The organism is Synechococcus sp. CC9311 (genome assembly GCF_000014585.1).
Lineage (GTDB): Bacteria > Cyanobacteriota > Cyanobacteriia > PCC-6307 > Cyanobiaceae > Synechococcus_C.
In genome coordinates this window covers 1,022,304-1,040,512 of the sequence record NC_008319.1, presented here as the reverse complement: position 1 = coordinate 1,040,512, position 18,209 = coordinate 1,022,304, and the positions used below count along the sequence as shown (strand labels likewise).

Genomic DNA, 18,209 nt, shown 5'->3' with positions numbered 1-18,209 from the left:
CTGCTACTAATCCATTGGTAACAACTTTCAAGCAGGGCAACAGCGTCTGTGCTGTCTTCCAGATCAAAGGAGCTCATCGATCATGGATCCACCATTCACTGTGATACGACTAATCACATTACTTTGATCACCCATAACGCTTCATAAAGTTTTCAAGGGTGTAGAACTCATTGTCTGTAGAGGTTTCCTTAATCAACTCATCAAGAGTCTTGGCTTCCATTGCTGATTGATACTCTTCAAACGAGAGGTCAATCCCAGGATCATAAGCATCTTTGAACAACTGATTGTATTCATTGCATAGCGCTTGAATAATTTGCCTTCGACTAAACTCCATCAGACAGTCCTTAAGCCTTCTTCATTATTATGCACCCTGCCCGGCACAGCTCAGCAGAGCATGTGCTTCAATTCATTTGCATTACAATCAACACTCAATACCACTCATCACCATACAAAACAAATCGCAGATAAGACAGGAAAATCTTTAAACGATTTGACCAGAATTAAAAGAAGAGCACTATATTCTCAATCCCAAAATATCTCAATTTACTTCGCAAAAGAAAGCAAGGCCCCCTGAACTTAGAACTCACAAACCTTGGTATTCATTGGACAGCCTTCGCAACAGGTTGGTCGTTTTAAACGTTCCTGCTGTGCATTAGATGCTGCTGCCAAGCCAAGCGCCACAACGAAAGCAGAAATAGCTGCAAGCACCGGGAGTCTGATCACCATTAACGACGCGAAGATCTCGAAAAACCATTCTTCATTTGAATTAAAACATTGATTCACCAATTCGCCAATCAAATAACAGACAATTCAACCAGACACAACAGTGGGCTTCCCACTATTCCTGCAATCAATAAGTATAAAAAATATTTAAAATACTATTTACAGTTAGCTTAAACTGGCTTGAATACCAAAACTCAACTGTTAGAAAGCTCCCCTGATTAGCCAAGAGCCACACTTCCCTCAGCTCTCACTCTTCAATTAAAGGCTCAATCCTGTGCCGTTAGTCTTCTTCCGCAAGAGGGTCTGGAATGGAATCAGTCGGAGCATCGAATTGTCCCTCGAGTACATACTCCAGACGCAACTTCATGAATGTGATGAAGGTGGAATCTGTTGAGACCACTGCTGCTGAAGGTTGTGGCACCTTCGCTTTGATCTCAGACAATTCAGGCGCATTCAAGAAACTGGGATTGCGAACAAGCCAAAAATCAATTTTTTTGCCTTGTTCGCCGTAATGCCTGCGTCTTTCCTTCAACACTTCTTCTAGGGGTTCTTCTTCCGTCAGGAAGCGAGCACTCGCTGCAACAAAGTGATGGATGGTCATGAGCTAGTGCTTCCGAACAAGGGGTCACGTCTTGGATTCTGAACCAGACACTTCATCTCTCTTACGGCTTCTTGTAAGCCCACACAAAGAGCCCGGGCAACAATGGTGTGACCGATGTTGAGCTCCTCCATTCCTGCAATTGCAGCAATGGGCTCCACGTTTTGGTACGTCAATCCATGGCCTGCATTCACCCGTAACCCCATCGACCGAGCCTGTTCCGTTGCCTCGATGAGACGCGCCAAGGTTATGGGTTGTTCTCTCCAGCTGGCCTCTGCATAGCGTCCTGTATGAAGTTCAACCCAACGGGCACCACTTTGCTGACAAGCCTCCAGTTGGTTTCGATCTGGATCCACGAACAAACTGACGGGAATGTCGTTGCTCTGGAGCGTATCAATCACAGAAGACAAGCTTTTGCACTGACTGCGGACGTCTAAGCCTCCCTCTGTTGTGACTTCTTCTCGCCGTTCAGGTACCAATGTGACCATGTCTGGTTGCTCTCGCAGAGCAATCTCCACCATCTCTGTGGTGGCAGCCATTTCCAAGTTCAAACGGGTGCGAACGGTTTGACCTAAGAGGGTTAGGTCGCGATCTTGAATGTGACGGCGATCTTCCCTGAGGTGAATCGTGATCCCATCAGCACCACCCAACTCAGCCATCAAGGCCATCGGCACAGGATCAGGTTCAACTGTTCGCCTGGCTTGGCGAACATTGGCGATGTGATCAATGTTGACCCCGAGACTGGCCACAACCCTCGTCCAAAGATTTCAACTTTATGCGCGGGTGGTCGCCGAACGAGACGCCGCTCTAACTGCCCAAGCATGAGCGATAGGGAGACATGAGCCGCCTACATTTCATCCCTGTAGGACAGCGGTATTAAGCCGTGGGCAGCGTTCTGAAAACTAGAGGAGAAGTCTTGGGTTCAGCGATGAATCCCTTCTGGTCATCGCTTGCGATGTTGTTCACGCAAGACTTGGCTTTGCCTTGGTATTTCCGAGAGCGTCATGTGCTCGGAGCCCATCATTTGCCTAAAGAGGGTCCTGTGCTTTTGGCCCCGACCCATCGAGCTCGCTGGGATGCCCTGATCTTGCCCATGGCAACGGGCCGACGGATCACCGGCCGTGATTGCCGCTTCATGGTGACGCGAAGTGAAATGACAGGGCTTCAGGGCTGGTTTCTCTATCGGCTTGGCTGCTTTCCCGTGGACCAAGGACGTCCCACACTGACGACGCTTCGCTACGCAATCGATCTCCTGGCAGCTGGCCAGCAGGTGGTTGTGTTTCCCGAGGGGCGAATCAACCGCACCGACGAACCGATTCGTTTGCGCCAAGGGCTCGTTCGTCTTGCCCAACTGTCCAAAACGAATGGGGTTCCCGTCAGCGTTGTTCCCGTAGGGATCGCCTACAGCGAGGCCAGTCCCCCCGCCTCTAGTAGTGCCGCAATCTGCTTTGAAGCCCCTCTTCTAGCCGAAGGAACGGGTCGGGAAGCTGCAGCTCATATGAGTAAGCAATTAGCAGATCGGATGCATACGGCTGAACAAGCGGCCCGACAGGCAGTGGGCCGACCACTAAGAAGCCACTAAAGTCCGCCCACTGTCCGGCTCAGTTCATGCGTTCCCGTCTCACCATTACCGCTTTAGCCCTTTTGGCTGGTTTGGCTGCTGCTCCCGTGCAGGTGTTTGCTCAGTCTTCAGATGGAACAAACTCCTCTGTGAGCAAAGTGCTGGCGTCAAGCGGTGCTGGCTTCAATGTTGCTGCTGTCCGCACCCTTCTCAACCGGGGCGATTCAGCAGTGGCATCAGGAAATCTGGATCAAGCCAAAACCGATTACGACAACGCTCGGACAGCGGCCAAGCAGCTGTTGGCTTTTTATAGGGATCTCAGTGGTGCTTTCAGAGGTCTGGATGCACGGATTCCAAGGGAGATGGATTCCAAAGGACGCGAAGCTCTTTCCCTTTTGGCGCAAGCCAATTTGCGTTTGGCTGCTTTGTTCAGACGCCAAAATCAGCCAGAAGTTGCAGTGCCTGTTCTCGTTGAGGTTGTGCGTCTGATGACTCCAGCCAGCAACGAGGGGCAGAAGGCCTATCAAAGCTTGGTTGAGCTGGGGTTTGTAGAGACACCGTTTGCTGGGGCGAAATCAGCGAAATAAGAAGCGAGCCACAGGAGTCATTCACGACGTTGATCTGCCAGCATCAGCTCAGTTCAATCCCGCGTTGCATGGTTCAGTCAGAGGCGGTGAGTTCGGCGATTCGCCGAGCTCTTCCAGATGCTCAGGTCTCAGTAGAAGACCTCACGGGAGGTGGAGACCATCTTCAAGTCACTGTGGTGTCTGCAAAATTCGAGGGTCTCACCCGAATCAAGCAGCATCAATTGGTCTATGGCGCTTTGCGTGAAGATCTTGCGAGTGAGGCCATTCATGCCTTAGCTCTCATCACTTCCACTCCTAGCTAATTGTTCGCGCCTTCAGTCCTTACCCCTCAACGCCATCTTTGATCCATGGATTCCAAAACGAAAGAGCGTATTCAGACGCTGATCCAGTCAAGTCCCATTTTTGTGTTTATGAAGGGCACGAAATTAATGCCGCAGTGCGGGTTTTCAAACAATGTTGTCCAAATCCTCAATGCCCTAGGCATGAGTTTTGAGACCTTTGATGTTTTGTCTGACATGGAAATTCGTCAGGGGATCAAGGATTACTCAGATTGGCCCACGATTCCTCAGGTTTATGTCAAAGGGGAATTCATGGGTGGATCCGACATCTTGATCGAGATGTACAACAACGGGGAGTTGAAGGAAAAATTAGAGATTGAGCTCGCCAGCTAACTCAGAGCGATTCGATCTCACCTAAAAAATTTGATCGTTACCAGTCGCGATGGGGATGGCTGTACAACGTACTGACATCTCCATCGGGCCCAATAAAGCTTGATGGATCCATAATCCAGCGCTCAACAAGCGACTCAAGGCGAGCCATCTCACGCGTTTCCAGAGCACTACAGCGTCTTAGTGCGTGCAAATAACCATCCGCATACAGCCTTAGCTCAGACGGGCTGTGGTATCTGGTGGTCAGCTCCTGACAGGCATCGCACAGCGACTGGAAGTGTCGAATGGCTTCCGGATGCTGAAGGGATGTCATCTTTAGTGTGAGCTGCAGCCTCTGCTACCAGCAAGGAGAGGAATGGTACTACCGTAAACGCGGTTTTCCCTGCTGCGTGACCTCCTCATCCCGGGACCTTCTGGACAACAGTCCTGACTTGGTCTCCAATTCACAATTTGTGCCGTCTGCAGGTCAGCCACGAGAACCGTTCCGGGTTCTGGTTGTTGAGCCCCATCCCACGCTGCGAACCGTTCTGGTTCAGCGCCTGCGTCAAGACGGTCACCTGACTGCAGCGGTTTCCTCCCCTGCAGAAGCTCAGGAACTTTGCCAGGACCAATCTCCTGATTTATTGGTTTGCGCTGAGCTCCTCGAGCAAAGTTCAGCTTTGCGCTTGGCCCAGCAATTGCGTGCGCCAGTCATCGTCTTAACCGCTCGTAGCGGTGCTGAGCCTGTCGTAGGACTGCTCGACGATGGCGCCGACGATGTGCTTCGCAAGCCCTTTGGTCTCGAAGAGTTAGCTGCACGCTGCCGCACCTTGCTTAAACGCGGTCACAGCGGACTACAGGAGCGTGTCAGTGTTGGGCCCCTTGAAGTTCACCTACTACTTCGACAGGTCACCCTGCGCGAGAAGCCTGTTGAGCTCAGCCCTAGGGAATTCGCCTTGCTCTGCGCTCTGCTGATGCCTCCAGGAATGGTGCGGAGTCGTCAGGAATTGCTGCGTATGGCTTGGCCTCCCTTCAGTGGAGGCCCACGATCCGTTGATACCCAGGTGCTCACTCTGCGACGCAAGCTTGAGCAAGCAGGGTTAGGAGATGGGGGTGGTATCACAACCGTTCGCCAGCAGGGCTACCGATTCAGCCTTGAAAACATCAGGGACTAAGGATCAGTCGCTTGTTGGCTTTTGCTGCAAGTCAGGAAGGTCAAACGGTCAGGGAGATCACCCAATCAAACTGCCCCAACCAATGCATCGCCCGACTTTTATCGGGACCATGCTTGGCACTTGGGGAAGCCAAGAGAATCCTGTGATGAAAAGAGCTCACAGAAGCTGAGGTTGCATGATTCTTGGTCTAAAGCGAGACGGGCAACAAACTTGATTTCATCTAAACCAGCAGCAGTAGTGGAATACACCTGTTTATTTCCAGCAAAAAGACTGCTAAGTAATGTTTCCACTAGCACGGCACTTCCTTACCAAAACCCATGACTAGTTTGGTAATAGCGAGCAGCCTCGTTCTCTTAAATGTGGCATTGATCTCCACCATCTGTTATCAGTGCCGCTAATCAAGGACGATTAAAAGCATGTGCAAATTCGCATAAACCAAGACATTTAACAGGAAATTATTCAATTTTCATTAATCAAATGCAGTGGTAATGAAGTCTTCAAGATCACTCAAATCACGAAGGAGTAACGATCAAACCTTGCCGAACAGCAAACGCTACGGATCCTTCACCAACGAGCATCAAAGCAGCTAATGCAGCCAGAAGCTGATAAGTCCATGGAGGTGTCAACCTGCCAATTCCGGTCGTTCGTAATGAGCTCTGGGATTGAATCAAATCAAGAAAACGATCAAAGTGTTCAAGACGCTGGGGAAGCAGACGTTGGCTCTGATCGTGGGTTGTGATGTAAAAAACCTTTCCGCCCTGACTCGTACCCACAGGAACGAGGGCTTTCATCTCGGTCCATTCCAGGCTCCAACCTCGACGCAGCAGCCAGCTGCACCAGGCAGGGTGTCCGACCGTGATTCCCGAGCTCGTGACAGTGACTTGTTCGCTGAGCATGGCCAAAACAACTAATAATCCGAATTGAACAGCGGCAAGCAGCCACAACCTCAGGGATGCAGGCGCAAGAGCTGGCAACGGCAGCACCAAGGCTAAGTAAACGGTAATCAACGTCCCTCGAATCAAAGGGGAGAGCTGAAAACAATGGCTGCTTTTGTTCATCGATCCTCCGTAGAGCCCGGTAAGGGCTCGATCACGTCATTGGGTCTGTAATACCCACCAAAGACTTCTGCCTCACGACCTTTCCAGAATTCACCCAAACGCATGAGATCAGAGTGGGCCTCTTTGATGCTGCACATGTAATCCTCTTGACTCATGCTGCCGCGAGCTTCCTTGAGCTTGGCCAATCGCAATATCTGCAGCATCCAGGGTTTACTCAGGTCCCCTCTACTCTCGAGATAACGAGCCAATTCAGCGGCGCTGGGAGGGATGGACTCCACGATGGGCGTTGCCAAAGTGCCCAAACCTTAGGCAAAAACAATGACCCTTAGCGTGATCTGCCAATGCAATGTGGAGTGTGGGATTGACTGGAGGCGCAAAATAGTTTTCCATCACGTTCACAGCTAAATCATTGGCAATTTGAAGAGAATCCTTCGTTGCCAACACGAATCAATCACAAGAGTTAATAGCACAAGCACAGCCTCCGATGGTGCTGCTACTCGTTCAATCTGGAAGAGACCAAGAGTTCAGGCCAAGGTCCGCCCCGATTCTGTGGCTGCAGGCGTAACCACTAAAAGCAACTGCATTGAGCCCCTGACCCGGGAAACAGGAATCACCAACGCAGTACAAATTTTTCAAACCGGTGCGGTTAAACGGCATCGGCAACAACCCAGGAAGTTGATTAGCGGGAATCGGCCCATAGCTGCCACCCATTCGGCCAAGGAAGCGCCGATGTGTGCGGGGTGTCCCGACTTCCTTGAACTCAATGGAACTCTTCAAGCCTGGGAGGAGGACTTCGAGCCGATCGATGACGCGATCGGCATCCTTCTGTTTCTTTTCTGCATAAGCCGAAGGGGAGAGGCCTTTCCAGTAGCTCATATCACTCTGCGTAAAGGTGTGCAGGATGTGACGTCCAGTTGGAGCCAGAGAAGGGTCCAGAAGAGATGGCATCGATACAAACACCACGCCTTGCTCTGCTTCCATCTCAGCCCAGTCTTCAAGCAACAGGTGATGACAATGAAAACCCTCAGGAACGACAGATGCATCAACACCGAGGTGCAGTGACAGGAATGATGATGAGGGCTGGTAACGCTTGCGCCACGTAGTTTCAGCGGCTGGCGTGTGATCAGGGCCAACCAGAGTTGACTCTGCGGACCCTTCCCCGGCGAAGGTATCCCAGCGGGTGGCGTTACTCACAATTCGTTTAGCTCTTAGCTCCTCGCCATCGGCAAGCCGAACGCCAACAGCCTGACCTTGTTCAATCAGAACGTTGGTCACGCGATGCTTGTAGCGAATTTCACCACCATTGGCTTCCAGACCAGCCACGAGTTTTTCGGCGATCACACCTACGCCACCTTTCGGATAGTTGATGCCACCGGCATGCCGATCGGAAAACACCATGCCTGCATTGATCATGGGTGTGCGATCTGCTGGCATCACGGACCAGCAAAAACATTCCATGTCGATCAGACGTAAAAGATCCTCATCCTTGATGTGCTTTTTGGCCACATCTCCAACATTGAAAGGCAGCCACCGAGCAAGACCAAGGCAAGCAAGTGGAGCCTTAAAAAATACTTTTGCGAGATAGGCCGGATCCTCCAAAGAAAGCAGAGGCATCGCATCTAAACAACGAAACACCTGCCAACAGGTCTCGTAAAAAGCGCTAATGCCTTTGGCTTCATGGGGAAAGCGAGCACTCATTCGCGTGATGAAGTCGTCGTAGTTCCTGTCCACGGCCATCGTGAGGCCGTCTGGAAGGTGATATTCAAGCTGCACAGCATCAGGAACCGTCGCGCAGTGTTGGCCCACGTCGGCCAGTGCTCTGGTGAGCAGGTTGGTGTGCCCCTTCTCTCCAAATCCAAAAATCATCGAAGCACCAACATCAAAGGTGTATCCCGCTCTGCGAAAGCTGCCTCCAGATCCCCCAGGAATCAGATAGCGCTCGAGAACCAGGGTCTTAGCTCCCTTCGCGGCCAATTGTGATGCTGTGACCAGGCCACCGATCCCGGATCCGATGACAATTACATCCCAGTCAGGCATCGGAGCGACGATTCATCCTTCGATCCAGACCCTAGGAGGCTCCGGTCGTGGAAAAGGGAGGGGTGGCGGTCAAAATCACTTCTGATCGCACCGGCATGGCTAGGAGCTCTCGGCAGCGCTCCTCAATTCGTTCTCGGATCAGATCAATCGCAGCACCATCCATCGGTTGATTTGGATTGAGATACACCACCACAAAAGACGTGCGCCCCACCTGCATCACGGTGAGGTCCAACAGCCAGCATGACAAGCCGGCGAGCAAGTCTTCCAGAGCAAGTCGAGTGCTGCGAACGATCTCCGTTTCTGCAGATGCACCTGATGCCTGGCCAAGCGTATTCAAAAAGGTCTGCACAGGGTCTTTAAGGATGACCATGCTCACCAGCAAAACCAAAATTGAATCGGCGATTGGGCTTAAGGATGCCAAAGGCGTTCCCTTCAGCAGCGGTGCGCCCAGCAAAGCAATGCCTGTAAGCCCACTGATTAAGGCATCAATACTCGCGGCCCTTGCCTCAGTTAAAAGCAATTGAGACTGACAGCCTGAGCGATTCCAATCATGGTGATGACGCCATGCCAGACCCCAGCAAATCGCCACCATCGAGGTGGAGTAAATCGCTACGGGGCCAAGGGTGACCACCGCAATGGAATTTCCGCTTGCGTAATCAATCAACGTGCTCAGGCCACTCATCGCGGCAAAACTGAGGACACCGATCAGGACAAGTGAACGGAATAAGACGTACAAGACTTCTTGTCCGTCGTAGCCGTAGGGATAGGCCCGGTCGGGAGGACGCACCACATTGCGACTAATTCTCGAAGCGACAAGGCCTGAGCCCACCATCACCGCTGAATAAAGACCATCGAGGAGAAGGGCATAGGACCCTGAAAGCAAGTGAACCCCAATCCCAGCAACGGCCATACAGGCGCTGGCATAGACACCAATGCGCAGCGAGCGGATTTCGATTTGACGCGCTTCAAGCGGTGCAAACGACATTGTCTACCTGGCTCTCATCGATTGTTCGCTGAAGATCCGCCAAGGCTCTGTCGCGATAAGCCCCATAACGGGCTCGCTTCTCTCTAATGCACTCCTGAAGTTGAGGCATCAAACCAAAATTAGGGGGCATCGGTTGAAATTTTCCAGACGGCGCCTCACTGATGAAATGGGTGAGTGCCCCAATCATCGTGGTGTGTGGCAACTGCATCGGGTCATGCCCATGAACCAACCGTGCTGCATTCGTACCAGCCAACCAGCCTCCTGCAACAGCGGCTGCATATCCCTCAGTGCCTGTGATTTGGCCAGCAGCGAGCAAATGAGGGCGGCGGCGAAACTGAAGAGTTGGCTCTAACAGTTCTGGAGCCTCCAAAAAGGTGTTGCGATGCATCACCCCAAAACGAACAAAATCGGCCTGCTCTAACCCTGGGATTAAACGCAACACCCGTTTCTGTTCCCCCCACTTGAGATTGGTCTGGAAACCCACGAGATTCCAGAGCCGCCCGTCTTTGTCTTCCTGTCGCAATTGCACAACGGCATAGGCCCGTTTTGCGCGGCGCACATCACGGTCATTCACATCTCCCCAGCGCGGATCCCATAAACCAATTGGCTTGAGAGGTCCATAACGCATCGTGTCCTCTCCACGACGGGCCAACTCTTCAATCGGCAAGCAGCCCTCGAAAAAAGTGGCACTGTTCTGGTCAAAGTCCTTCAGTTCGGCTTGTTCGGCATCCAGTAGGGCCGCTCGAAACGCCAGAAACTGGTCTTGATCCATCGGGCAATTGATGTAGTCGGCATCGCCCTTGTCGTAGCGACTGGCCCGAAAAGCCTTGGTCATATCAATACTTTCACCCTCAACGATCGGGCTCGCCGCGTCGAAGAAATGGCAATCTTCTCGGCCAGTGAAAGCACGTAGATCGTCGGCCAAGGCTTCACTGGTCAGAGGGCCGGTTGCTAGGACGGCGATCTGATCAGGATCGGGCAGAGTCAGCTGCTCTTCTCGACGAATCGTTACCAAAGGGTGATCGTCGAGGGCAGATGTCAGTGCTGCGCTGTATCGGCCACGATCAACAGCAAGAGCTCCGCCGGCGGGAACAGAATGGTGATCAGCTGTTTGGATCACGAGTGATCCGAGACGCCTTAATTCTTCCTGCAACAAGCCTGCTGCACGGTCACTGCTGAGAGCTCCGAAACTGTTGCTGCAAACAAGCTCAGCAAACTCTGAGCTGTGATGAGCAGGGGATCGCTTGAAAGGTCGCATCTCCCAGAGCGTGACGGGAACGCCAGCTTTCGCGACCTGCCATGCAGCTTCTGTGCCGGCAAGCCCGGCACCAATCACAACAACCGAGGACTGTTCGCTCAAGGACGAAGGAATCGAGATCTCAGCTCAACCCTATCGATCACCATCAAGCACGGCTTCGTTTGATCATCAGCTGGAGCTGGCCAACAGCAGCACGACCGATGTTGAACCCTGCCCAGGCAAGTGCCAGAAGGATCGGAGAAGCCACGAGCACGAGCCGAAGGTCCATGAGTTCATTCACTAAATCTTTTGGAGTTTAAGGACAGTCGGGAGAAGCCGGGATCAACAGTGGGCAGTCCGTTTGGTTTTGCAGCAATTGAGACCACTGCGCAGCTAGCTCGGCGTAGTGGTCTGCATGGTGCCACTGATCCTTGATTTCTTCCTGACTCAGCTCACGTTTCACCTTGGCAGGCACGCCGGCCACAAGCGTTTGGGCTGGGACATCCTTCGTGACCACAGACCCAGCAGCAACAAGGGCCCCTCGCCCAACGGTGACTCCATTGAGCACAACGGCACCGATACCAATCAGACACCCAGCCTCAAGCGAAGCCCCATGAACAACGGCTCGATGTCCAATCGTGACGTTTTCGGCAATGTGAACGGGAAAAGTTGGATCCCCGTGCAAAACAGCACCTTCTTGAACGTTGCTACGAGCACCGATATGAATTTGTGCCATATCACCACGCGCAACTGCCGTAGGCCAAATGCTTGCCCCTGAGCTCACAGTCACATCGGCCATCAGCACAGCTCCAGGTGCAATGAAGGCATCCGAAGCAATGGAGGGCTGGTGCCAAAGGTTGTCCATTCCTAACTCGGTCATCAGTACTGAGAGGAAATATCATGCGGGAGGATGGTTGAGTGATAACCTCCAGGGGTGCCTGATTGGCATGCCTATGCGGCGGGTCGCTAGCTCAGCGGTAGAGCACTCGGCTTTTAACCGATTGGTCCTGAGTTCGAATCTCAGGCGACCCATTTGTTCAAAGCTAAACCTTTTTCCATTCTTGATTAATGGACTTAGGCAAAGGCTCCTTGGATCGGGAAGACAATGAAATACGTAGCGATAGTTGATGATGATCCACGATTACGAGAATTAATTCGGGATGAATTAATTGACGAGGGAGTGGAGCCAATTGTATGTACGGACGGGGAAGCTTTACTGGAGCTGTTAGATCAACGCAAAATAGATTTAATCTTGCTTGATTTAATGATGCCAAAGATGGACGGCATGACATGCCTACAACGGCTAAGCGAGCGTTCCAATCTTGTTCCAGTTTTGGTCGTTACGGCCTTCAATGAAGACCAAAAACGCAGCGAAGCAAAGGCTCTCGGTGCTAGCGATTACATTCTCAAACCAGACTTATTCGAACTACTCCCTGAACTGCTTGAGCGATATCTCTAAACAGAATTAGTCATATCAGTGAATGACTTTGGGCGTGGAAATCGCAAAGTTACAACAAGACCCTTAGGGCCTGAGCTAGCGGGTGCTTGAGGAGATGAACAACTCGCTGATCCTCCCATCCCTTCAATCAGGCTTTTCACCAAAGACAGCCCCAGTCCTCCTCCATCAGTCATGTCGGCATTTCGATGTTCCTGGACACGTGTAAATCGGTCGAACACTGCAACACATTGCTCATTACTTTGGATGCCAGGACCATTATCAATGAATTGCAGCTCTATATGGGATTCTGCTTGAATCAGTCGGATCTGAATCAATGGCTTGGAATTACAAAAACGACGACTATTGTCAAGCAGATGATCAAGAATCAAATGAAAAGCATCCTGATCAACGATAACTTGATAGTCATCAGCTTCATTAGCAACATCTACCTGAAGACAGCTTCTTAAATCAGAACTGAGCTTGAAAGTCCATTGATCAATAAAAGCTCGCAAATCATCGATTTGCAACTTCCAACGGCGATAATCAGTATCCAACTCAGAAAGCAATAAAAGATTGTCAACCAGAGTTGCCATCCTTTGAGTTTCCGCAGTGGCATCAGACAGGGATTGCCGAATATTGTCAGAAAACTGTTCTTTACGCTTTAGTCGATGCAGATTTCCAGTAATAATTGCAAGCGGTGTTCTTAATTCATGAGCAAGATTATCGATAAATTGTCGCTGCCTTGCCAAGGCTTTCTCCAATGGATCAAGATCACGAAATATCAACAAAACAAAGCCCTGATTCATTTGAATAATCAGACGCCAACTCACCGATCGTTTAATCAGTCTTAACTTCTCAGGATCATTAGCAAGAGTAGAGGGTGCTTGTATTAGATAGGTATTACGACCTTCAGCAGATAAGGCTTTTTGTAGAGGATGACTGGGATCTTCATCCCGCAACGGACTGCGATCAAGATGATGAAACTGCAGCAAAGCTGAAAGTGGTCGTCCAACCATCTGCAATGTGATTCCTCCTCCCCAAAGATCTGCTGCTTGCTGGTTGGCCCAGCGCACTGCAGAGGATTCGTCAACGATCAACATCGCTTCACCAGTTGAATCGAATGCAACTCGCAGCAATCCGAGCGACTGACTCATCTGCTGTATCAGCGATCTGGAGTCTGGTGGCCCTGAAAAGCTGTCTTCAACAGGCATGGGGGCCCTCCAAGGGCCTTAGCGTTGCCGCAAAGCTCCAACCACCAGAATCGCTGCATTCGGCAACGATGAAATGTTCACTACGGATCTCAGCTCCGTTACTACAAATGGTCGCCAACTCGAGGGGGTGATCCAGAAGCTTTGAGGTCTCTGTGAGTTTGAAGCGAGAGAAGCCTGCGTGATGGAGCTCACGGAATGATTCGGGCAAGATCATCCCAATCGTTTGACCCACCAAACGGTCGTCCCAGCCATAGATCAGGCGGAAGCGATCATTGAATTCAACGACCTTCCCCTGAGCATCCGTTCGAACAAAAGGGAGATTGTGTTGCTGCCTTAACGCATCAACCGCACCAGGAGTCCAGGAATCTGACATGCCCGGAAAAGCTTTTTGTCAGCTTAGACACGCATCTACAGGATCAAGAGAACCCATTCCTTTAAAGTATTCGGGCTGCGGGGTGTAGCGCAGTTTGGTAGCGCGCCTGCTTTGGGAGCAGGATGTCGCAGGTTCGAATCCTGTCACCCCGATGCCTAATTAGCCAGTCCCCAGCTGGATTCTTCGCCACTCGAAAGGGTGGCTTTTTTATTGCCTGGAGAGTGATGTGCCAACTGTGTGCCAATAGACCTCTAGTCGTGGACTGTTTTTGGCACAACTTTCCGAGCACCAGGACCTACCCCTTGTCATCACAGCCATACTGTTTTCAACTGAACCTCAGGTTGCTGATGGCGCTGGTGTGAGCCTTTCAACCGCTTGTGAGCGCAGAGCAACAAAGCTGAAACTACCCACTGCATTAGACAAAAGAAAACCCCGCGAAAGGCAGGGTCTCTCGGCTTCTCTTTGGGCGTGTTACCTAGTTTCCACTCCGTGAAGAAGCCCTCCTCACTTTTGAATAATGCCTGAGAAATCCGGCTGAGCAAGTCCCTTCGTATCAGTTGATTGATTGTTCTGCGGAATTTCCTCAGCATGTGCTCGGTCAACTCCCTACAAGGTTTGACTCCTCACACCCCCCGAAGAAGGCTTAGTCGCCTTCTTTTTTTATACCTTGACTCATCCTTTCGAGTGAGTGGCTCTGACCCCAATAGGCAATCTCGCCAAACTGCACTGATGTGGCAGAAACAGCCCGATTACGCCCGATACAAAGAGAAGCTCAACGGTGAGGGCTGGCTGGTCAACAGGCAAGAGGGAACGCTCATACAGATCAAGCCAGATGCACCAACACAACATGCTCAGTTCGTTCTGGTGAGCTACTACCGCTTTTCAACACGGCTTGGTCAACCCATCAGACAACAGCGGATGCTCAGGCACCTAGGCATCGAGATGTGGGTCAACCTGCAGAAGATCGGTTGGCATCGCTGCTCAGCGCCTAACTGAGCAACCCATTTGGAAGGACAGACGAGCTGGAAAGATCCTCAGATGCTGCACAGAGGGGGGGGCTGAGGCGGCATAAGGCTCAGCGGTTGCAATGGTTTTCAGGTTTCACCAGAAAATCACCAGATCTCCACCCTGTTTCCACCAGGAGATCACCAGGGAATCACCAAGAGCGCAGTCATCTTCATGTTGTCGGGGGTTCAACCCTCTCACTCTTTGCTTTCAAACCAATGACTGCTTACACACCAGACCAATCACGAATTGAGCTTCTCCTTGATCAATTGGAGGAACGTCAACGTTACGACGATCATGTCATTTATCAGGCTGACGTCATGCCAACTACGCAAGCTGTAGACAATGCATTTGAGCCTGCAATCGTTGAGCCCACGACCAACTTTTTTAACCCTGATGGACCAGTCGCTGAACTTCCTTCGTTCACGACAATTATCGACACACCTACCAAGGCTTTTGGCATCAAAGATTATTACCAGGGCAGTGATGCAGCAGAGATCTTTGAGCTAAGGGATTACCACCTATTCTCTAACCCCATTAATCGAACGGTAGTTCTTGCAGAAGGTGGAGATGACATTGTTCATGGAACACGTGTCATGGATCAGGTTAGTGGCGGTGATGGTCATGACACCGTCTACGGATGGTTTGGTGACGACCAGATACAGGGCGGTAATGGCAACGACATGCTCTATGGCCAACAGGGCAATGATGGGATTTTAGGAGACAATGGCAATGATTACATCGATGGTGGCGAGGGCAATGACTACTTAGATGGAGGGACAGGAAACGACTTGATGTTCGGCGCTAGTGGTGACGACCGCATGTGGGGAGGTGATGGCCATGACAGCATGTACGCAGGTGAAGGCCGAGACATTCTCTCCGGCGGGAATGGCAATGACGTCTTGGATGGTGGCCAAGGCAATGATGTTCTTACTGGCGGTTCTGGCGCTGATACTTTCGTCTTCTCGGGGGGAATGGATGTCGTCAAGGACTTCAACTGGTTTGAAGGTGACAGGATTAACCTTGCTGGTTTCCAGGGGACTGTTTCTGTTAAAGAGTACGTAGATGCATCGGGCACCGTTCACACGGCTGTTTCTAAATCAGCCGACAACTTTATGGTGTTCGAAGACAAGTCTGGTCTGGAGATTGTCGAGGGTTTAAAAGGGAATGAAGGATTGAACGTAGTGGCAAGTAACTTTAATCTACCTGGCACTATGAACTCCTTGCCCCAAGATTCTAGCGAATCTGAAGATTTAATCAGCAGCATGATCGTTGCCGATTCACTTGCCTTCTGAATGCATCAAAACCACAATCAGATCATCAGAGCCCCGCCACGAGCGGGGTTTTTTATTGCAGAGGGGAATGCTTTAACCAGTTGACCCTTACCAATGACTCTCGACACTCAGATGACACTGGCTCTGCTGCAAGAGCTATTGATGGCACTGAGGGCTAATGACGCTGATGGCTACAAGTCTTGGCTAGCCCTTGGCATTGAAGAGCTTGGAAGGGATGTAGGTGGTGATGTCGAGTCTGAGTGGATGGTGCCCCTGTTGGTTGAAGCAGAGAGAGACAGGCTGAGCCGGGTGTGAGTCTCTAACCCGCTTGAGAGAGCAGAACAGCAAAGCCGAGACTGCTGACTGCAGCAGGCTTTCTGCAGCCTTGTGAGCAAAATCACAGCCACTGTTGAGCCAGGGCATCGAGTGAACTCCTGAATTCGGAGATGGTGAGTTCACAGGGGGCAAACAAAGCTTCCAAACCTCACTTCTAATCTCATGGCTAATTTCTCTTTCAAAAAGATTGGAACACTTATTATCTTGCCAATGATTGTTTTAGCAAGCATTACTGCCGAAGCCTATTCAGCTCCGAAAGTATGAGTGTTGAGCCAATCTCAACGCGGACAAGTTTTCCGCAGAAGCAGGTCTATCAACCAACAATTAACAAACAATACTAATCAACATTGCTATCACTCACCAATCTCAGTTGAATCTAAAATCGAATATTCCCAAAATGACGCGTTTGCCAGATTTTCTGCAAAAGAAAACGGGATAGAAGAATGGGAAGATAAAGGTTATGCCATAAGCAATGTTACCCCGCAATGGAAATTCGCCAAAGATAAAACCATTAGGTACGAGCAAAGGACTGGATACCCAGGAGGCGTGCCAACCTCTGGATGGATAGCAATTCTTAAAGCAACGCCATGCCAGACTTATAACCCTGGCCACAACATTCCCTAAACATTTGTCTGAAGTTGATTTATGCATACCCTGCTCTTATGAGTGGGGTTTTTTATTGCCTACGGAATAGCAGCAAAGCTGAAACTGCCTACTGCAGCGGGCAGCAGCAACACAAGCAAGGCATCGTTACGGCATCTAATTAACGCCCCATGCTGCGTCGTCTCTCCCTAGGGCGGTTGGCTTCTTCCATCTCTAATGCTGCTCTTCCTGCCATTGCTCATGAGTCGGTTGCACTGATGGCAGTAAAGAAGTGCCGCCACTGATCACCAGTGGTCGATGCAGAAGAGGAGCTGCTCTCCAAAAAAGAAGAGTCTGCCTACGTAAAACGAAGAAACCCACCGACACCGCATTCGAAGAAACAAAAATCGAACTACAAATGGTATTGAAGGTAGGCGTCAAACGATACAAAGAAAATACACAATCACACTCAAAAAAGAAATTAATACAGCAATTTGAGACGTCTTGTCTATGGATGTATGAAAAAATCAAAGAGACAGACGAGCCAAGATGTATGGCCAAGTTACCCACAAAGATTCAGCTCATTGATCAATGTGTATTGGAAGCTGAAAGGCGCTTTGGAAGAAGCTGGCCTGAAGGGCTAGCACACCACATAGCATCCCTACACTGCACATCAACACGCTTTGTTGTGTCGCGAAGATTGATCTTGGGAGAGATCAGTTAATTAAAGACGCCCCTTATGTTGCTAGTCAATTACAGGTTGAGTGAACCTAAGAACGATTCACTCAACCTGTAATTCGACCATTGCTGGGAACGATAATTATCACACTAACAAATTCAAAAATCTAGCAACCACAATAAGCAACCTGGATGTAGCGACGACTGCATCAAAACTTTGATGCTTCGCTGCCTTGCCTGAAGGCTGAGCTTTTTTCAACCTGCCTGAATTTTGATCCAATTCACGCTCGATCCTATTGACCTCATCGTATGTGGAGCCCATTCGAATACTGCGATATAACGAGCAGAAGAACGCACCCTTGAAGGATGGCGCAAGGAACCAGGCATGGTCTTTCATTTTTTCATTTGGACAGATGCCTGAGCGATTGACTACACCTAATAATAATTTACGCTCGTGTTAATAATAGAAACTCTTTATCGCTTTTAGGTTTATAGGTTCAGGTGCATCTTGATAGTATATTCTTTCACCTTCTACTTCTCTTTGCTTTCGAGAAAGCTCACCTTGAAAGCCAAGAAAACGTCTTGTAGCTTCTTCTAACTTGCAGGTTCTATCCGTAACATACTTTTCATAAGTGTCTGCATCATTGAAGTGTACTAAATAATCAATACGTTCACCTTTTCCTTCCATTCATCACAAGCTGCTT

At 50.4% G+C, this 18,209-nt stretch carries 24 protein-coding genes and 2 tRNA genes; 12 read left to right on the top strand and 14 right to left on the bottom strand.

The features are described from left to right. Positions 1-127 precede the first annotated feature (127 nt). The 3 genes from SYNC_RS05330 to SYNC_RS05315 all read right to left on the bottom strand — a co-directional run bounded on the left by SYNC_RS05330 (position 128) and on the right by SYNC_RS05315 (position 2,070). On the bottom strand, positions 128-334 hold the full coding sequence (locus SYNC_RS05330; protein WP_011619085.1) for a hypothetical protein: 207 nt from the start codon (positions 332-334) through the stop codon (positions 128-130). Positions 335-1,003: 669 nt separating this feature from the next. Then, positions 1,004-1,324, bottom strand: a complete 321-nt coding sequence (locus SYNC_RS05320) for an MgPME-cyclase complex family protein (protein WP_011619083.1) — start codon at positions 1,322-1,324, stop codon at positions 1,004-1,006. Beyond that, positions 1,321-2,070, bottom strand: coding sequence for a pyridoxine 5'-phosphate synthase (locus tag SYNC_RS05315; protein WP_011619082.1), 750 nt, complete (start codon positions 2,068-2,070; stop codon positions 1,321-1,323). The genes SYNC_RS05320 and SYNC_RS05315 overlap by 4 nt, the downstream gene beginning before the upstream one ends. Before the next feature lie 179 nt (positions 2,071-2,249). Here SYNC_RS05315 and SYNC_RS05310 point away from each other — a divergent pair, with 179 nt between their 5' ends. The 4 genes from SYNC_RS05310 to grxD all read left to right on the top strand — a co-directional run bounded on the left by SYNC_RS05310 (position 2,250) and on the right by grxD (position 4,140). Beyond that, complete coding sequence (locus SYNC_RS05310; protein ID WP_237699304.1) at positions 2,250-2,903, top strand: 1-acyl-sn-glycerol-3-phosphate acyltransferase; 654 nt, start codon at positions 2,250-2,252, stop codon at positions 2,901-2,903. A gap of 26 nt (positions 2,904-2,929) precedes the next feature. After that, a complete protein-coding gene (locus SYNC_RS05305) occupies positions 2,930-3,469 on the top strand; it encodes a hypothetical protein (RefSeq protein WP_011619080.1) in 540 nt (179 codons plus the stop codon). 68 nt (positions 3,470-3,537) lie between these two features. Continuing rightward, positions 3,538-3,771, top strand: a complete 234-nt coding sequence (locus SYNC_RS05300) for a BolA family protein (RefSeq protein WP_041426474.1) — start codon at positions 3,538-3,540, stop codon at positions 3,769-3,771. Between the two features lie 45 nt (positions 3,772-3,816). Then, positions 3,817-4,140, top strand: a complete 324-nt coding sequence (grxD, locus tag SYNC_RS05295) for a Grx4 family monothiol glutaredoxin (protein WP_011619078.1) — start codon at positions 3,817-3,819, stop codon at positions 4,138-4,140. 37 nt (positions 4,141-4,177) lie between these two features. Here the strand turns inward: grxD and SYNC_RS13770 are convergent, their stop codons facing one another. Continuing rightward, the gene (locus tag SYNC_RS13770) at positions 4,178-4,450 is read right to left on the bottom strand and encodes a DUF6761 family protein (protein ID WP_011619077.1); all 273 of its coding nucleotides are present in this window, start codon (positions 4,448-4,450) and stop codon (positions 4,178-4,180) included. A 118-nt stretch (positions 4,451-4,568) separates the two neighbouring features. Between SYNC_RS13770 and SYNC_RS05290 the strand changes: the two genes are divergently transcribed. After that, positions 4,569-5,291 (top strand): response regulator transcription factor, encoded by a 723-nt coding sequence (locus SYNC_RS05290; protein WP_369791617.1) that lies wholly within the window; start codon positions 4,569-4,571, stop codon positions 5,289-5,291. Positions 5,292-5,803: 512 nt separating this feature from the next. Here SYNC_RS05290 and SYNC_RS05285 read toward each other — a convergent pair. The 7 genes from SYNC_RS05285 to SYNC_RS05255 all read right to left on the bottom strand — a co-directional run bounded on the left by SYNC_RS05285 (position 5,804) and on the right by SYNC_RS05255 (position 11,488). Next, on the bottom strand, positions 5,804-6,349 hold the full coding sequence (locus SYNC_RS05285; protein ID WP_011619074.1) for a hypothetical protein: 546 nt from the start codon (positions 6,347-6,349) through the stop codon (positions 5,804-5,806). After that, positions 6,346-6,627, bottom strand: coding sequence for a hypothetical protein (locus SYNC_RS05280; RefSeq protein WP_011619073.1), 282 nt, complete (start codon positions 6,625-6,627; stop codon positions 6,346-6,348). The genes SYNC_RS05285 and SYNC_RS05280 overlap by 4 nt, the downstream gene beginning before the upstream one ends. A 223-nt stretch (positions 6,628-6,850) precedes the next feature. Continuing rightward, positions 6,851-8,386: a carotenoid isomerase gene (gene crtH, locus SYNC_RS05275; protein ID WP_011619071.1), complete on the bottom strand. Its 1,536-nt coding sequence runs from the start codon at positions 8,384-8,386 to the stop codon at positions 6,851-6,853. A gap of 31 nt (positions 8,387-8,417) precedes the next feature. Further along, positions 8,418-9,371, bottom strand: coding sequence for a cation transporter (locus SYNC_RS05270; RefSeq protein ID WP_011619070.1), 954 nt, complete (start codon positions 9,369-9,371; stop codon positions 8,418-8,420). Next, on the bottom strand, positions 9,352-10,731 hold the full coding sequence (gene trmFO, locus SYNC_RS05265; protein ID WP_011619069.1) for an FADH(2)-oxidizing methylenetetrahydrofolate--tRNA-(uracil(54)-C(5))-methyltransferase TrmFO: 1,380 nt from the start codon (positions 10,729-10,731) through the stop codon (positions 9,352-9,354). The genes SYNC_RS05270 and trmFO overlap by 20 nt, the downstream gene beginning before the upstream one ends. A gap of 43 nt (positions 10,732-10,774) precedes the next feature. Next, on the bottom strand, positions 10,775-10,897 hold the full coding sequence (locus SYNC_RS05260) for a photosystem II protein Y (RefSeq protein WP_006852358.1): 123 nt from the start codon (positions 10,895-10,897) through the stop codon (positions 10,775-10,777). A gap of 27 nt (positions 10,898-10,924) precedes the next feature. After that, positions 10,925-11,488, bottom strand: coding sequence for a gamma carbonic anhydrase family protein (locus tag SYNC_RS05255; RefSeq protein ID WP_011619067.1), 564 nt, complete (start codon positions 11,486-11,488; stop codon positions 10,925-10,927). 80 nt (positions 11,489-11,568) lie between these two features. Between SYNC_RS05255 and SYNC_RS05250 the strand changes: the two genes are divergently transcribed. After that, a tRNA-Lys gene (locus tag SYNC_RS05250) sits at positions 11,569-11,640 on the top strand. Between the two features lie 73 nt (positions 11,641-11,713). After that, a complete protein-coding gene (locus SYNC_RS05245) occupies positions 11,714-12,067 on the top strand; it encodes a response regulator transcription factor (RefSeq protein WP_011619066.1) in 354 nt (117 codons plus the stop codon). On the opposite strand, the gene SYNC_RS05240 is transcribed toward SYNC_RS05245, so the two are convergent. Both SYNC_RS05240 and SYNC_RS05235 read right to left on the bottom strand, forming a co-directional pair. Beyond that, a complete protein-coding gene (locus SYNC_RS05240) occupies positions 12,064-13,257 on the bottom strand; it encodes a PAS domain-containing sensor histidine kinase (protein ID WP_041426473.1) in 1,194 nt (397 codons plus the stop codon). The genes SYNC_RS05245 and SYNC_RS05240 overlap by 4 nt on opposite strands. After that, entirely contained in the window at positions 13,247-13,630 is a 384-nt protein-coding gene (locus SYNC_RS05235; protein WP_011619064.1) for a PAS domain-containing protein, read from the bottom strand. The genes SYNC_RS05240 and SYNC_RS05235 overlap by 11 nt, the downstream gene beginning before the upstream one ends. A 78-nt stretch (positions 13,631-13,708) precedes the next feature. Between SYNC_RS05235 and SYNC_RS05230 the strand changes: the two genes are divergently transcribed. The 5 genes from SYNC_RS05230 (at position 13,709) to SYNC_RS14280 (ending at position 16,869) form a co-directional block, all read left to right on the top strand. After that, positions 13,709-13,782: transfer RNA gene (locus SYNC_RS05230), tRNA-Pro, on the top strand. 577 nt (positions 13,783-14,359) lie between these two features. Continuing rightward, positions 14,360-14,626 (top strand): DUF1651 domain-containing protein, encoded by a 267-nt coding sequence (locus SYNC_RS05220; protein WP_041426958.1) that lies wholly within the window; start codon positions 14,360-14,362, stop codon positions 14,624-14,626. A gap of 227 nt (positions 14,627-14,853) precedes the next feature. Beyond that, positions 14,854-15,930 carry a calcium-binding protein gene (locus tag SYNC_RS13555; protein ID WP_049750329.1) on the top strand — a complete coding sequence of 359 codons (1,077 nt, stop codon included), beginning with the start codon at positions 14,854-14,856 and terminating at the stop codon, positions 15,928-15,930. A gap of 93 nt (positions 15,931-16,023) precedes the next feature. Then, positions 16,024-16,224, top strand: a complete 201-nt coding sequence (locus tag SYNC_RS05210) for a hypothetical protein (RefSeq protein WP_041426470.1) — start codon at positions 16,024-16,026, stop codon at positions 16,222-16,224. 288 nt (positions 16,225-16,512) lie between these two features. Beyond that, complete coding sequence (locus SYNC_RS14280; protein ID WP_148201855.1) at positions 16,513-16,869, top strand: hypothetical protein; 357 nt, start codon at positions 16,513-16,515, stop codon at positions 16,867-16,869. A gap of 1,093 nt (positions 16,870-17,962) precedes the next feature. Here the strand turns inward: SYNC_RS14280 and SYNC_RS14275 are convergent. Continuing rightward, positions 17,963-18,193 (bottom strand): hypothetical protein, encoded by a 231-nt coding sequence (locus SYNC_RS14275; RefSeq protein WP_148201854.1) that lies wholly within the window; start codon positions 18,191-18,193, stop codon positions 17,963-17,965. Positions 18,194-18,209: the final 16 nt, after the last annotated feature.